Here is a 14,533-nt window from a genome sequence, read left to right as displayed (position 1 = left end):
AGTTATAGACAGATTGTGGGGGGTTATGATGGGGAATAGAACATGTGAGTGTGGGCATGTGAATCCTAAGGGAACCGTGTTATGTGAATCTTGCGGAAAACCGATGGAAGGAAATCAACATATTGATGGCAATGAGCCAAATAAATTGTTGAATATGCGTTATGATGGAAGTGCAAGAAGGTCTAAAACGTATAACAAAACGTTTGTGGACAAGGTTTGGAACTTTTTCTCTTCTGTCAAAGTAGGAGTTTGGCTAATAGTACTAGTACTTGTCGCTTCTGCCATTGGTACGATTTACCCGCAAGAGATGAACAACCAATCACCTTTGCCTGCAGCACAATATTATGTTGAAGAGTATGGTATAACAGGGAAAATTTATTACCAATTAGGATTTCATGATTTATATGGCTCATGGTGGTATTTGCTATTAGTAGCGGGGTTAGCCATTTCATTAGTTATAGCCAGTTTGGATCGGGTTGTTCCGCTTTATCGTTCATTAAAGAAACAAAAACCGAAGCGTCATACAACGTTTATGCAACGTCAACGCTTATTTGGTAAAGCAGAACAAGCGACAGAGCAAGATAAAGAAGAGATGATTGCAAACTTAAAAAAGAAACGTTATAAGATTACTGAGCAAGAAGGGCATGTGTTAGCAGAAAAAGGACGCTTCTCGCGTTGGGGTCCTTACGTGAACCATATCGGTCTTATTATTTTCTTAATGGGGGTAATGTTGCGATCAGTCCCATTCATGTATATTGATGAGACGTTATGGGTACGTGAAGGAGAGACAGAACCAATTCCTGGTACTGATGGCCAATATTATATTGAGAACGTTGATTTTTTTGTGGAAACATATGATGAAAGCGATCCGAGATTCAAAGATGCCCTTGAACAAGAGGGAACCGTTGTATCGAATTATCAAACAGACGCCATTATATATGAGCGTACGGATGATGGGCTGCCTGGAGTAGAACCTGAATTAACCAAGATACAAGAAGGTGCTATCCAGGTGAATAATCCAATTAAAGTAGACGGTTTTGGATTGTATCAAACGACATATCAATTAAATGAATTCAAATCAATGTCGTTTAAAATACACGAGACAAATGATAAAGAGGAAAAAGCAATCGGTGGGGAATTTACCATTGATTTAATGAATCCGGAATCAGAATACATACTTGAAAATGGTATGCGAGTAGAAATAGTCAGTTACTTCCCTGAGTTTGATATGGAGGATGGGGAGCCAGTATCGGTGTCTAAATATCCAAAAAATCCAGCATTCGTCTTAAATGTGTATCCACCAGAGGACCCAAATAGCCCTGAAACGAGCTTCCTTGCTATAGGAGCGAATTTAGACCCAGAAGAAAATAATCAGTATAAGGTAAGTATCACGAATTTTGAAACGCGTGACGTAACAGGGTTAACGATTACGAAAGATCGAACATTATGGATTCTAGCTCTTGGAGGACTTATTTTCATGATTGGTGTTGTTCAAGGGATGTATTGGCCACATCGCCGTATATGGATTCAGCCAAAAGAACAAGGATTTTGGCTAGCAGCTCATACAAATAAAAACTGGTTCGGAATGAAAAAAGAAATCCAACAAGTGATAGAAGGCACAGACGTTCCAATGGTAAACGATCAAGTAGAGCAAGAACAGTAAAACAGCTTTTTACCGGATGGTGCTGCGTAAAGATGAACAAAACAGAAAACAATCATGTATGCTACGTAGCGCTTATCCTATTTTGTCTATATACAACCAAGTAGATGCACTGCACAAATGAGGGCATCTCTTGAAGGAGGGTAATTATGGATTTAGCTTCATTAAGTAGTAACTTACTTTATGCTGCCTTTGTTTTTTATTTTATTGCGACAATTTTTTTTGGGGCTTCAATTCGTACGAAGGGTAAAAGTGATAAACAAAGTCGTGCAGCTACGATTGCCATTACGATTACGATTATAGGTTTTGTTTTACAACTAGGGTACTTCATCACGAGGTGGATTGTGAGTAAGCATGCCCCGGTTAGTAATTTATTTGAATTTACAACCTTTTTCGGAATGATGTTAGTATTTGCGTTTATCATCATTTATTTTATTTATCGTTTAAACATATTAGGACTATTTACATTACCTGTAGCTATTATTATCATTGCGTATGCAAGTATGTTCCCTACAGAAGTCTCGCCGTTAATTCCAGCACTTCAAACGCATTGGTTATATATTCATGTAACAACTGCGGCAGCAGGAGAAGCGATTTTGGCTGTGAGTTTCGCGGCAGGGTTAATCTATTTAATAAAAATGATAGACCAATCATCTTTTTCCATTAAAAACTTCACATTAGAATTAGTCATTTATGCAATATATGCAACAATTGGATTTATTATGATTACACTGGCATTTCGTGCAACAGGTTATGAAGCAATGTTTGAAGTGCCAATGAAAGATGATCCAACTGTTTTAACGGAAGTGGAATATAATATGCCAGCTATATATGGACCAGCTGATGGAACTTTACTTACCGATGATGTAATGGAACCGATTTTCACTGTTCCGACGTGGATGGAAGGGGAAGATGCAGCACGTAAATTAAATACGTTAGTATGGTCAATGCTTACGGGGCTTGCTTTATACGGTATTACGCTGTTGATCTTACGTAAGAGAGTAGCAGCCGCCATTCAGCCTCTGTTGACGAAAGTCAATCCGGATTTAGTTGATGAAATTTCTTACCGATCCGTTGCAATTGGTTTCCCAGTCTTTACACTTGGAGCGCTTATCTTCGCTATGATTTGGGCGCAACAAGCATGGAACCGTTTTTGGGGTTGGGACCCGAAAGAAGTGTGGGCATTAGTCACGTGGTTATTCTATGCAGCATTTCTCCATCTTCGTTTATCAAAAGGATGGGAAGGCGAACGCTCTGCATGGTTAGCAGTTATCGGCTTTGTAATTATTATGTTCAACTTAATTGTCGTTAACCTCGTAATTGCTGGATTGCACTCTTATGCATAAACAAGGTTAACAGCTGGAAAAGGCTACAATTTTATAGATTGTAGCCTTTATTCACTAGAAATGTATGTATACACTGAAGGAGGCTATTACAATGAATGAACAATTAGACGGAAAAATATTGGTGGTCGATGATGAGGAAAGAATTCGTCGACTCGTAAAAATGTATTTAGAAAGAGAAAGCTTTGAAGTAGATGAAGCGGAAGATGGAGAAGAAGCGTTGGAATTAGCCTTAGAACAAGAATATGACGTGATTCTCTTAGATTTAATGCTTCCTGGAAAAGACGGTATAGAAGTTTGTAAAGAGTTAAGAGAAAAGAAAGCAACACCTGTTATTATGTTAACGGCTAAAGGGGAAGAAGCAAACCGTGTACAAGGCTTCGAAGTAGGTACCGATGATTATATCGTTAAGCCTTTTAGTCCTAGAGAAGTTGTATTACGTGTAAAGGCATTGTTACGTAGATCTTCTGCGACGAAATTTTTACAAACAGAAACAGCGACAAAAGATGTGTTAGTATTTGATCATTTAACAATCGAAAATGATGCCCATCGTGTCAAGGCTGATGGTGTCGATGTAAATTTAACACCTAAAGAATACGAACTGTTGCTATTTTTAGCTCAATCTCCTGATAAAGTATTTGATCGTGAACAATTGTTGAAAGAAGTTTGGCAGTATGAATTTTTTGGGGATTTGAGAACGGTGGATACACATGTCAAGCGTCTTCGTGAAAAATTAAGCAGAGTTTCTAAAGAAGCTTCGAAAATGATTGTCACTGTATGGGGAGTTGGCTACAAATTTGAGGTCGAGGGTGAATAATGTTTTGGCGAAGTTTAGTTGGTAAGCTTTGGTTTACCATTCTACTTCTTGTTTCGTTTGTTTTACTTATTTTAACTGTGTTGTTGCTCGAGTTTTTTGAGGACTATCATTTAGAACAAGCAGAACATGAGTTAATGGAGACTGCTAAAAAAGTAACGAGCATCGTTGAAGAGTTCGAAGGTGATCGAAATCTTATGTTATCCGTTGCGAATGAAGTGAAAGATCCATCCAGTAGAATGATTGTTTCTTTTGATCAAAAGGATTATTGGATTTCGGATAGTACAGATTCCTCGATTCCAGTTGTAGATATAGATTGGATTTACCGCGATAAACAATTACGAGCTGTTATAGAAGAAGGAGAGCAAGTGAAGAAAGAAGATGTCCTGCCTCCCTCACAAGCAAAGGTCATGATTGTTGGTTATCCGCTTGAAAACGAGACAGGTGCGGTTTATGTGTACCAGTCGTTGAAGTTTGTAGAACAAACAGCTGAAAAAACCGCAAACATTATTATGCTAGGAGCCGGAATCGCTATAGTGCTAACTACCATTTTTGCATTCTTTTTATCGACGCGAATTACTTCACCGTTGATTAAAATGAGAGAAGTAGCGATCGAATTAGCTAGAGGGGAATTTAATACAAAGGTACCAATCCTAACGCATGATGAAATTGGGGAGCTTGCTATGGCGTTTAACCGGATGGGAAGGCAGCTGAAATTCCATATCAATGCTTTAAACCAAGAAAAAGAACAGTTGTTTAGCATACTGAGTTCAATGGCTGATGGAGTGATTACGTTAAATCGCAAAGGCGAAATGCTTATTATGAACCCACCTGCTAAAGGTTTTGTCGATGCATGGTATTTTGAAAATGAAGTATCTGATAACGAATTACCGAAGCGTTTACCTGAACCACTTCAAGGTGTATTGCAGGAAGTAGTGACATTAGAGAAAGAAGTATTGAAGGAAATAACTGTACAAGGGAGAACTTGGGTTGTTCTCGTAACGCCTTTGTATGATAAATCGTACGTACGAGGTGCCGTTGCTGTATTACGTGATATGACAGAAGAGCGTAGGCTAGATAAGCTGAGGGAAGATTTTATTACGAACGTTTCCCATGAATTACGGACTCCTATTTCCATGTTACAAGGGTATAGTGAAGCGATTGTAGATGACATTGCAGAAACAACGGAAGAAAAAAATGAATTGGCGCAAATTATATATGATGAATCGTTAAGAATGGGACGGTTAGTAAATGAATTGTTAGATTTAGCCCATATGGAAGTTGGAAAAATACAGTTAAATAAAGAAGCGACTCCGTTAAAAGAATTTATTGATCGGGTTGTGCGGAAGTTTCATGGGATAGCTAAGGATTATGATGTTGAACTGGAAATCGATATGGGGAATATGGAAGAAGAAGTATGTGTGCATATAGACCCTGATCGTATGGAACAAGTGCTTACCAATTTAATCGACAACGCTATTCGTCATACACAAGAAGATACAAAAATAAAAGTATCTCTATCGCAAACAGAAACGAATGTAATGATTAATATTGAAGATCAAGGGTATGGCATTCCTGAAGAGGATCTCCCGTTTATTTTTGAACGTTTTTACAAAGCGGATAAATCTCGCCAACGTAAGCAACGTCATTCAGGTACAGGGATAGGCTTGTCCATTGCCAAGAATATTATAGAGGCTCATAGAGGAAGCATTACGGTATATAGTAAAGAAGGAGATGGGACAACATTTACCGTAATCATACCACTATTGTCATCAGATTGACGTATTTATCATGACTAAAGTAGTATTCATCCATATTAGATTGTGATATACTATCGATATAATAATTGAATAAAGATTTGGTGTTGGATGAACAACATAATAGGGAAACTGGTGAAAATCCAGTACTGTCCTCGCAACTGTAAGTGTGTACGAAAAGGATTCCACTGTGTGTATAACATGGGAAGGACCTAGAGTAGGAAGAAGCACAAGTCAGTAGACCTGCCAGATCTGTTCTTTTCCATGCTTCGAGGATTGAGCGCAAGAGATGATTAGAAACTACGATTCCATTCTTTTATAACGAATGGTTGTCTATTCTGTTTAGCTCTTACAGCCCTTTCCTAGTTTAAGTATAGGAAAGGGCTTTTTGACGTATGGTGTATCTTTGAAGAACGACATGATTCAGTTTTCTGGGCATGTTTTCTTAATAAATACTTAAAGGAAAAAGGGGTAATGAAAATGAAAAAATGGTTACAAATACTAGGGCTATCCTTTGTATTAATGTTAGGGCTTGCTGCTTGTGGACAAACAACTGAAGAAGATGCAGGTTCATCAGCGGAAAATACAGAACAAAGTGCTGAACAAAGTGAAGAAAGTGTACAAGTTGTCATCTCTAAAAATAAAGGTGAAGAAACGTTAACTGATAAGACTATTGAAATAGAAGAAGGTCAAACGGTGTATGACGTGATGGCCAATCATTTCGATATTGAAGATAACAACGGGTTTATTACTTCTATCGACGGTGTAGTTGCGAAAGAAGAGGAAAAACAAGCATGGATGTATTCTGTGAATGATGAGTCAGCAGAAGTGGGTGCAAAAGATTATGAATTAAAAGCAGGAGATAAAGTAACATTTGACTTACAAAAATGGGAATAAAGTTTATCAACTAACGCTAATTGCACTGTTAGCAGCTTTAGGAACAGTAGGTAGATTTGTATTTAACTTCGCACCTAATATACAACCCGTCACGGCTCTTATTATCATTTGCGGGTTGTGGTTAGGACCTGTTGCTGGAATTACACTTGCTGTTCTCTCTACTATACTTTCTAACATGTTGCTTGGTATGGGGATTTGGACGATAAGTCAAATCGTCGCTTGGGCAATGATTGGTTTATTAAGTGGCTTGCTTGGAAAGTATCGTGAAAAGCTACCATTATGGTTCATCGCCTTATTCGGTGCGTTTGCAGGTTACTTTTATGGGTTTATGTTATCGCTAGCATACGGAGCTGTTGGCAATCATTTTATCGCCTATTATATTGCGGGATTACCATTTGATACGAATCATGCACTTGGTAACGTTGTGTTTATTGTTGTGCTTTACCCAGTACTTTCTAAATTATTCCGAAGATTCAAATATCAACATCCATTTATGACAGAAGCTTCCTCCGAAAGGGAACGAAATAAATCATATGTAAAGAAGTCTCACACAGAATAATACTGATGTGAGGCTTCTTTTATTTGCAACGCTTTAAGTTCGTCGACATTTGCAGTAAAATATATCTATTCGATTATATACCTTATGAATGTAATTGAGCATAAGTTGTAACCTTTTACATACATGAGACGACAATAGGAATGAACGGGAGGTTAATGGATGAAGGCGGTTTTTCAAGAACTGTACGAAAAGTACCATCAAGATGTCTATCAGTTTATCTATTTCATGGTGAAAAACCGAGAACAAACTGAAGATCTCGTTCAAGAAGTTTATATTAAAATAATGAAATCCTATCATAACTTTAAAGGAGAGAGTAGTGAGAAAACATGGATTTTCTCTATTGCTCGCCACGTAACTATTGATCACTTTCGAAAACAGAAACGAAAGAGAGATAAACTATTGGAGTTCTTTGATTGGGGAGATAAGTGGGAATCGATTCAAGATGATGCACCCCTTCCTGATGAAATTGCAGAGCAAAAAGAATCCATTCAAACAATGTACCGATGTCTCGATCAATGTACCGTGGACCAAAGAAGTGTACTCATCTTACGTTTCATTCAATCTATGTCGCTTAAAGAAACGGCTGAAATTTTGAATATGACAGTTAGTAAAGTCAAAACGACCCAACATAGAGGATTAAAAGTATTAAAACGTTTGATGGAACAACAACAGGGGGGAGAAAGCCATGAAGAAGCATAACCAATATGAAAAACAAATGCTACAGCATCTCCTAACGCAAATGCCTACGATAGAAGATACACAATCGAAAGAGTCATTGTATCATTCCGTTATTAACCGCATGAAAGAGGAACCATTAGAAAAAAAGGTTACATGGAAATCGAGTAAATTATTTTCTCGACCTGTTGTCATGGTCACTTCGATTTTAATATTTATGTTGATTAGTTTCCCTCTCGTGTGGCAGCAAATGTCAAAAAGTGATGTCGTGCAAATGGTTCGTTACTCTTCTCCTCTGTTAAAAGAAGAGGACCTTATTGTAGATAGTCACTTTCAAAATGAAGTGTCAACCGATTTAGCTACATTGCAAAAACAATATCCGATTGCCGAACAGGAAGGAACGGAAACCAATGAAAGATTCGATAAGGTGCATGCTTCTCAACCATCTTTAACGACGACAGTTCGTGAAGGACAGCAACAAGCAACAGTAGGAGTTCCAACGAAAGAGGGAGATGCTATTGTGCCTATTTCTTTTGTTGTATCCAACCAATTGGCCACGATAGATGAAATGTATCATTATATTGCCGAATCCATAGAAACGGAAAAGTTAGGACTTGGTGCATATTTGCTTCGTGATGTGTCATTTACGAGGGAAGAAGGATCAAACCGTATTGTCGCTCGTTTTCCTGAGCAGTTCTTACTACCGAAAGGAGTCGAGCAAGAACAAAACCTTTTAGAATCATTACAGGTTATGTCCCAAACGTCTAATGTGGATACGATACAATTGCAACAAGGTGATACGCCTGGGGTGTTGTTTCCACATAAAGGAATGGTGTATGCACTCGATTTGAACCGGATGCATAAACGGGCGTATGAATTATATCAAGGCGAACGCTTCTTTTTAGTCCCTCTTCCTTTAGAAGAAGATACAACTATAGAAGAGGCGATAGATGAAATGTATCAATCATACGGGGATTCGAAGGCGCCTCTTATCCCTGAAGATGTTCAGTTTTCATCAATTCAGTCTGTCAATGAGAACACGTTAGCGTTTACGTTTCAAGCTGAGAGTTCTATTACCGATTCATTTGAATATATAGCTATGATTGAGGGTATTATGATGACAGCAAAGTCTTTTCAGTATGAATACGTTAAGTTTTACAAATCACCTGTTGTAACAATCGGACCGTACAATATGGAAGAGCTAATAGCGATTCCAACAAGTATTAATCCAATATCGGTACCTGAAATGGGAGAAAGATAATAAAAAGGTGCTTAGCGATATGCTAAGCACCTTTAGTACATTCATTATTTGTTGTTTTCTTCATAGCGCTTTAGGCAATCGTCGATTAATTTGTTCGCAGCTTCTACGCCTTCCCAATCGCCAATTTCTGTCTTTTTCCCTTGTAGGTCTTTGTATGTTTTGAAGAAGTGAGAGATTTCTTCTAATTTATGTTGTGGAACATCCTCAAGTGTATAGACATCCTTGAAGCGCGGGTCTTCTGTTGGAACTGCTAAAAGCTTCTGATCTTCTTCCCCGTCGTCAATCATGTTAAGAAATCCGATCACACGGGACTCGATGACGCAACCTGGGAAAGTAGGGTTTGTCGCAAGTACTAGTGCATCTAATGGATCTTCATCAAGTGCTAATGTATCATCGATATAGCCATATTCTGCTGGGTAGAATTGAGAAGAATATAAAACGCGGTCTAATTTGAATACACCTTTTTCTTTGTCGAATTCATATTTGTTCTGACTTCCTGTAGGTATTTCAATAAATACGTCAATAATTTTGTTTTCAGCCATTATATTTCCTCCTTGGAATACGTTAATTTATGTAGTTGTTTCGATTTCATATTATATCAATATTTAAGTAGGAAGGAAAGTGAGATTCATGTTAAAATGTTGATAGAAACAAACTTAGGAATGGTGACTATGGACAAATATTCGATTACAACAATGCTAACTCGTAAAATAAAGCTTGTACGCATAGAATACGGCTATACACAAGAACGAATGGCGGAAGTGCTTGGCATATCGAAAAAAACGCTCGTGCAGCTTGAAAAAGAGCGTTGTGTAGCAAGCTGGCCGGCAGTAGTATCCTTATGTGTGTTATTTCGTGATAGTGACATTATTCGGCATTGTTTAGGTGGAGACCCTGTGGAATTGGTTGAAACGATTGCTCACCAATAGAAAGATTACAAACGAATGGAATGCAAGGAGCGTTATGGTGGAAAACAATTGATTCATTGCCGGATTATTGAGAAAACCAACTATCGTTATGATATATAATAGATGGAAGAGAAGCGTTGGTAAGTACAATAACATTGGTAACGAAAAGATCCCCACACCTTGTGTAGGGACGTTGAACAGCATCATATCTATTCGTGTTTTAGTGGATCACCGTCAAAGGCTTCATCAGCCACTTTAATGGAATCAGTTGGACAACCTTCGAATGCATCCTCCATATCTTCTTCCAATTCTTCTGGAATTTCTGCTGTTCCCTGGTTGTCGTCTAAGATTACAAAGGCGATACCTTCATCATCGTAGTCGTAAATGTCAGGTGCTGCTGCTCCACATGCACCACATGCAATACATGTCTCTTTATCCACAATTGTGTATTTTGCCATGTCTTATACCCTCCATAAGAAATTTAGACCTTCTATGTGATCTTCTCGAATATTAATGTAAGTTTGCTTGTTACAAACATAATCTACAGTCTTTATTGTAAAGCTACTTCCTCTACATTTCAATATAAAAACGTTAATACATACTACATCTGCTTATGATAGTTATGATTAGGGAGAGATTCAGTGATGTTTCCATTACTTCTATTACATAGTATTCAACAATTGCAAGAAGAGCGGACATTATCAGCTATCCATCACATATTTATTGGGAAAAAATCATCCCAAACATTTCAAGATATGCATGCGTACCAATTAGCTTCTTTCTATGGATGTTATCGCACGCTAAAACGTTCAACCATACAAGAGGAAGTAGAGCGACTAAAGCGAAATGGATACGTTTTTGAAAATGATGAAGGTCGCTTGCAAATCACTCAAGAAGGAGCTAGTTATACGCAGCGACATTGGCATCATTACCCTTTTGATTATTTTGGTGGAAAACCGTACCATTCGATTGACGAAGTGTTTTCAGCTCGTTTATTATTGTTTATCCAAACGGCTTCCAATATTGCAAAAGGTCAACGTCAATTTATACCAATTGAGGATAATCGCCATGTGTTACAGTGGGTGAAAAGCTTCTATGCTACTCATCAACACGATTTAACGAACGTACTAAATACGTTGTCTGATGAACTATACCGTATTTTGTGTTCATTTCCAACGGAGTATGCAGAAATCATCGTGTTAAGAATGACAGGGTTTCACCGCTACGGCTTAAGTAAAGAACAGCTTGCTACGAAATATGGATTAACGATTCACGACATATCTTTGCTCTTAACTGCTTTAAATCATTACCTGCTTTCGAACGTTGTAAAGCAGTCTACTACTTATCCGATGTTATATCAGTTTTGTCGTGATGGTGTCCGTGATATTCCATTGACGAAATCGGGACGTCAAACGAGGTATTGGTTACTTAAAGGATATTCGATTGATCAAATCACCAACATAAGACATTTAAAACGTAGCACTATTGAAGATCACTTAATTGAAATCGCACTAGCGGATCCTACGTTTTCCATTAGCCGGTTCATACCAGAGGAAGCAGTGAAGCATATTTCCCAAACGGCTAATCAATTAAAGACGAATAAACTAAAAAAAATACGTGAATCGCTTGATGAGGACTACTCTTATTTTCAAATTAGATTAGTGTTAGCGTCTTTAACAAAGGGGAACTTGAAATGAAGGGATGGAATTTAGAACAAACGCTTCAGCACTACTTTGGTTTTACGTCATTTCGAGAAGGGCAAAAGGAAATTATAGAAGACATTCTTCAAGGAAACGATGTGTTAGGGATTTTGCCAACAGGTACGGGTAAGTCGATGTGTTATCAATTACCTGCGATGATGTTAGATGGAAGCGTATTAATTATTTCCCCGCTTATCTCTTTAATGATGGATCAAGTAAAACAATTGAAGCAAGTTGGCTTTAAACGGGTTATTGCAATTAATAGCTTCCTAGATCCACAGCAAAAGCGAGAAGTGTATCGTCATTTAGGTTCGTACAAACTTATTTTTTGTTCACCTGAAATGCTTCAAAACCGTCGATTTTTTGACGAAATAAATAGTAAGGTAAACGTTTCTTTATTCGTCGTAGATGAAGCGCATTGTATATCGCAATGGGGACATGAATTTCGGACAGATTATTTGAAATTGAGTGAAACGCTTCATCAATTAGGTGACCCTCCAGTGTTAGCGCTAAGTGCTACTGCTCCGAATCGAGTGCAAGAAGACATCATCACACAGCTAGGAAAGCGCTCCATTCGTAAACATATATACCCAATGGACCGAGAGAATATTGCTTTTTCGATTGAACATGTATCGAGCATGGAAGCAAAGCTAGAGCGCATGAAAGAAATCTTAACGAGTCATCCCGTGCCAACGATGATTTATTTCTCTAGCAGGCAATGGACAGAAAAGGCTTCATTTGAATTGTCGCAATCGTTACCTCATTTACGAATTGCCTTTTATCATGGTGGAATGGAACAAACGGAGCGAATTCTTATTCAACAGCAATTTATGAATAACCAATTAGACGTCATATGTTGTACAAGTGCATTTGGGATGGGAATCAACAAAGCAAATATCAGGTTAGTAATTCATGCTCATTTACCAGCACAATTCGAATCTTTCTTGCAAGAGGTTGGAAGGGCCGGTCGAGATGGAGAGCAAAGTGTGAGTATTACGTTTTACGCTCCAGGTGATAGTGAAATCCCTAGAAGTTTCATTGAATCGGAATTGCCTTCTGAAACTTTATTGAATCATTTTTTTGAGGTGTTAAAGAAGAAAAGTATTCAAGGGGAGTGGCTTCTAAATCGTGATGAACTTATTCAAGATAATTTGCAGTGCAATGAGATTCAATGGAGGTTTCTACTTTATCAATTAGAAAAGCATGGTATGATAAAAAATAAGAAAGTAGTGCTGTTTAACCAAGCGTTGTGGGATAGAACGCACTATTCTATAAAGGAATTTATTGAGAAGCGCAACACAATGAAACAACAGAAGTTAGTACGTTTGTTGAATTGGGTGCATGAAGAAGGTTGTCTACGAAAACGATTGTATCAAGATTTTCAAAGCAGCATAAAGGAGCCAGTTGGTTATTGTTGTGATGCGTGTGATTTTTCTTTACAATCATGGCAAGTTATACCTATAGCGCCAACAAAACAAGCGTGGAACTGGGAACAAGAACTAAGAAAGTTATTACTGCAAGGAGAATAACATGAAGAGGAGAAAACAAGAAGAACTGATTAAACAACTAACGGATCGTCAATTAGTGAATCAAGTGTATGTGACGCAGTTATTACTCTTTAGTATTGCCATCGTGCTTGCATTTCTAATGATTGATTCGTTTAATGAATGGGCAACGATTTGGATGTGGGACAGTTCTGTGATACTTCGATATGGAGTAATGGCTGGGCTTATCGTTTTCCTTATTGATGTAGTGCTAATGGCAACTCTCCCAGAGCAGTGGTACGATGATGGCGGCATTAATGTACGTGTCTTTCGTTCTATATCTGTGCTAGAAATTGCTGTGATAGCAGCTCTCGTGGCCATCGTAGAAGAACTGTTATTTAGAGGCATCATTCAAACGTCATTTGGTTATATTACAGCCAGTCTCGCTTTTGCAGTCCTTCACCTTCGATATTTAACGAAACCAGTTTTACTTTTATCGGTCTTGATGATTAGTTTTTATTTAGGCTGGATGTTTGAAATGACGCAGCTACTATGGGTAACAATTGTTGCTCACTTTATTATTGATTTTATGCTTGGGGTTATGATTAGGTTAAATATAATGAGGTGAACAATCATGTCTAAATCTTTACATGATGATCAGGCGCATCAATTAAGGCAAGTGATGCAAGAGGAAGAACTGTTAAAAGAGCTGGAGAAGGAAAGAGAGGAGCAAGATTATTTAAATTTGCCCCCTCGCAGTGAAGCCCATACAGATTCAAAAAGGCTATTCAAAAAAACTCCATTAATTTGGATTCGTATGCTTGTGACTATATTTCTATTGCTCATTGTATCGATACTCCTTTATACGTATTGGAATCAACCAAACGACAAACCGCCAACAATAGAGGACGAGTCGAAACACGAATTTATCATTGTAGGGGCGCAAACTTGTATATTGAATTTCTAAATCATATCATTTTAGATTGTGTACAGTTTAGACGAGGCAATTTTATAATTGCTTCGTTCAGCGGCATATCCGAACGAACACATTAATATTATTCTAGTTTTTGTGTGGAAAAAAGACGTTAACGACGCCTTATTGGAGTGTAATATGGCGACGCGGACGAGGATGGTTACGGGTCAATCCAGTGGAAAGTTCTCTGCTGAAGGGTAAATCAATTCCTCTTCCCTACAAGTCAATGAAAAGAAACACTCCTAGTACATGCCATTCACTAGGAGTGTTTCTTGTTAAAAATATAATTGTTTATCTCGTTCTTCCTTTAATATTTCAACTGCCTCACGGAAACGTTGAGAGTGGATAATTTCACGCTCTCTTAAATACTTTAAACCGTCATTTAAATCTGGATCGTCGGATAAATTAATGATCCATTGATATGTTGCACGAGCTTTTTCTTCAGCAGCAATATCTTCGTACAAATCTGCTATCGGGTCACCTTTTGTTTTGAAAAACATAA

General features: G+C 37.9%; 16 protein-coding genes and 1 riboswitch. Of the genes, 13 read left to right on the top strand and 3 right to left on the bottom strand.

Going from position 1 to position 14,533, the window contains the following annotated elements; genetic code table 11:
• Nucleotides 1-28: 28 nt before the first annotated feature.
• From resB to N784_RS10915, 8 genes are all read left to right on the top strand, one after another.
• On the top strand, nt 29-1,663 hold the full coding sequence (gene resB / locus N784_RS10950) for a cytochrome c biogenesis protein ResB (protein WP_036834924.1): 1,635 nt from the start codon (nt 29-31) through the stop codon (nt 1,661-1,663).
• A gap of 146 nt (nt 1,664-1,809) precedes the next feature.
• Entirely contained in the window at nt 1,810-3,006 is a 1,197-nt protein-coding gene (gene ccsB, locus N784_RS10945; RefSeq protein WP_036834922.1) for a c-type cytochrome biogenesis protein CcsB, read from the top strand.
• A gap of 91 nt (nt 3,007-3,097) precedes the next feature.
• Complete coding sequence (locus N784_RS10940; protein ID WP_036834920.1) at nt 3,098-3,820, top strand: response regulator transcription factor; 723 nt, start codon at nt 3,098-3,100, stop codon at nt 3,818-3,820.
• Complete coding sequence (locus N784_RS10935; protein WP_036834919.1) at nt 3,820-5,598, top strand: ATP-binding protein; 1,779 nt, start codon at nt 3,820-3,822, stop codon at nt 5,596-5,598. The genes N784_RS10940 and N784_RS10935 overlap by 1 nt, the downstream gene beginning before the upstream one ends.
• A gap of 61 nt (nt 5,599-5,659) precedes the next feature.
• Nucleotides 5,660-5,839: riboswitch (cobalamin riboswitch) on the top strand.
• 215 nt (nt 5,840-6,054) lie between these two features.
• On the top strand, nt 6,055-6,471 hold the full coding sequence (locus tag N784_RS10930) for a DUF4430 domain-containing protein (RefSeq protein WP_036834917.1): 417 nt from the start codon (nt 6,055-6,057) through the stop codon (nt 6,469-6,471).
• Nucleotides 6,449-7,030 carry an ECF transporter S component gene (locus N784_RS10925; RefSeq protein WP_036834914.1) on the top strand — a complete coding sequence of 194 codons (582 nt, stop codon included), beginning with the start codon at nt 6,449-6,451 and terminating at the stop codon, nt 7,028-7,030. Before N784_RS10930 ends, N784_RS10925 begins: the two co-directional genes overlap by 23 nt.
• A gap of 159 nt (nt 7,031-7,189) precedes the next feature.
• Nucleotides 7,190-7,729, top strand: a complete 540-nt coding sequence (gene sigX / locus N784_RS10920) for an RNA polymerase sigma factor SigX (protein WP_036834911.1) — start codon at nt 7,190-7,192, stop codon at nt 7,727-7,729.
• Nucleotides 7,716-8,966 carry a hypothetical protein gene (locus N784_RS10915; protein WP_036834909.1) on the top strand — a complete coding sequence of 417 codons (1,251 nt, stop codon included), beginning with the start codon at nt 7,716-7,718 and terminating at the stop codon, nt 8,964-8,966. Before sigX ends, N784_RS10915 begins: the two co-directional genes overlap by 14 nt.
• Before the next feature lie 44 nt (nt 8,967-9,010).
• Here N784_RS10915 and N784_RS10910 read toward each other — a convergent pair whose 3' ends face one another.
• A complete protein-coding gene (locus tag N784_RS10910; protein WP_156965236.1) occupies nt 9,011-9,511 on the bottom strand; it encodes an inorganic diphosphatase in 501 nt (166 codons plus the stop codon).
• 126 nt (nt 9,512-9,637) lie between these two features.
• On the opposite strand from N784_RS10910, the gene N784_RS10905 reads away from it, so the two are divergent.
• Nucleotides 9,638-9,895 (top strand): helix-turn-helix transcriptional regulator, encoded by a 258-nt coding sequence (locus tag N784_RS10905; RefSeq protein ID WP_052127273.1) that lies wholly within the window; start codon nt 9,638-9,640, stop codon nt 9,893-9,895.
• A gap of 188 nt (nt 9,896-10,083) precedes the next feature.
• Here the strand turns inward: N784_RS10905 and N784_RS10900 are convergent, their stop codons facing one another.
• Complete coding sequence (locus tag N784_RS10900) at nt 10,084-10,332, bottom strand: ferredoxin (RefSeq protein WP_036834905.1); 249 nt, start codon at nt 10,330-10,332, stop codon at nt 10,084-10,086.
• A 186-nt stretch (nt 10,333-10,518) separates the two neighbouring features.
• Here N784_RS10900 and N784_RS10895 point away from each other — a divergent pair, with 186 nt between their 5' ends.
• Genes N784_RS10895 through N784_RS10880 form a run of 4 tightly spaced genes read left to right on the top strand, consistent with a single transcriptional unit; the run spans nt 10,519 to nt 14,025 of the window.
• Nucleotides 10,519-11,571, top strand: a complete 1,053-nt coding sequence (locus N784_RS10895) for a helix-turn-helix domain-containing protein (protein WP_036834903.1) — start codon at nt 10,519-10,521, stop codon at nt 11,569-11,571.
• Nucleotides 11,568-13,103, top strand: a complete 1,536-nt coding sequence (locus tag N784_RS10890) for a RecQ family ATP-dependent DNA helicase (protein WP_036834901.1) — start codon at nt 11,568-11,570, stop codon at nt 13,101-13,103. The genes N784_RS10895 and N784_RS10890 overlap by 4 nt, the downstream gene beginning before the upstream one ends.
• A gap of 1 nt (nt 13,104) precedes the next feature.
• Nucleotides 13,105-13,686, top strand: a complete 582-nt coding sequence (locus tag N784_RS10885; RefSeq protein ID WP_036834900.1) for a CPBP family intramembrane glutamic endopeptidase — start codon at nt 13,105-13,107, stop codon at nt 13,684-13,686.
• A gap of 6 nt (nt 13,687-13,692) precedes the next feature.
• The gene (locus N784_RS10880) at nt 13,693-14,025 is read left to right on the top strand and encodes a hypothetical protein (protein WP_036834898.1); all 333 of its coding nucleotides are present in this window, start codon (nt 13,693-13,695) and stop codon (nt 14,023-14,025) included.
• A 281-nt stretch (nt 14,026-14,306) separates the two neighbouring features.
• On the opposite strand, the gene N784_RS10875 is transcribed toward N784_RS10880, so the two are convergent.
• Nucleotides 14,307-14,533 (bottom strand): manganese catalase family protein (locus N784_RS10875; RefSeq protein ID WP_036834895.1); only part of this gene is annotated, 227 nt, incomplete at its 5' end.

Source organism: Pontibacillus litoralis JSM 072002, assembly GCF_000775615.1.
GTDB classification, from domain to species: domain Bacteria; phylum Bacillota; class Bacilli; order Bacillales; family BH030062; genus Pontibacillus; species Pontibacillus litoralis.
This window is presented reverse-complemented; position numbering and strand designations above follow the sequence as displayed.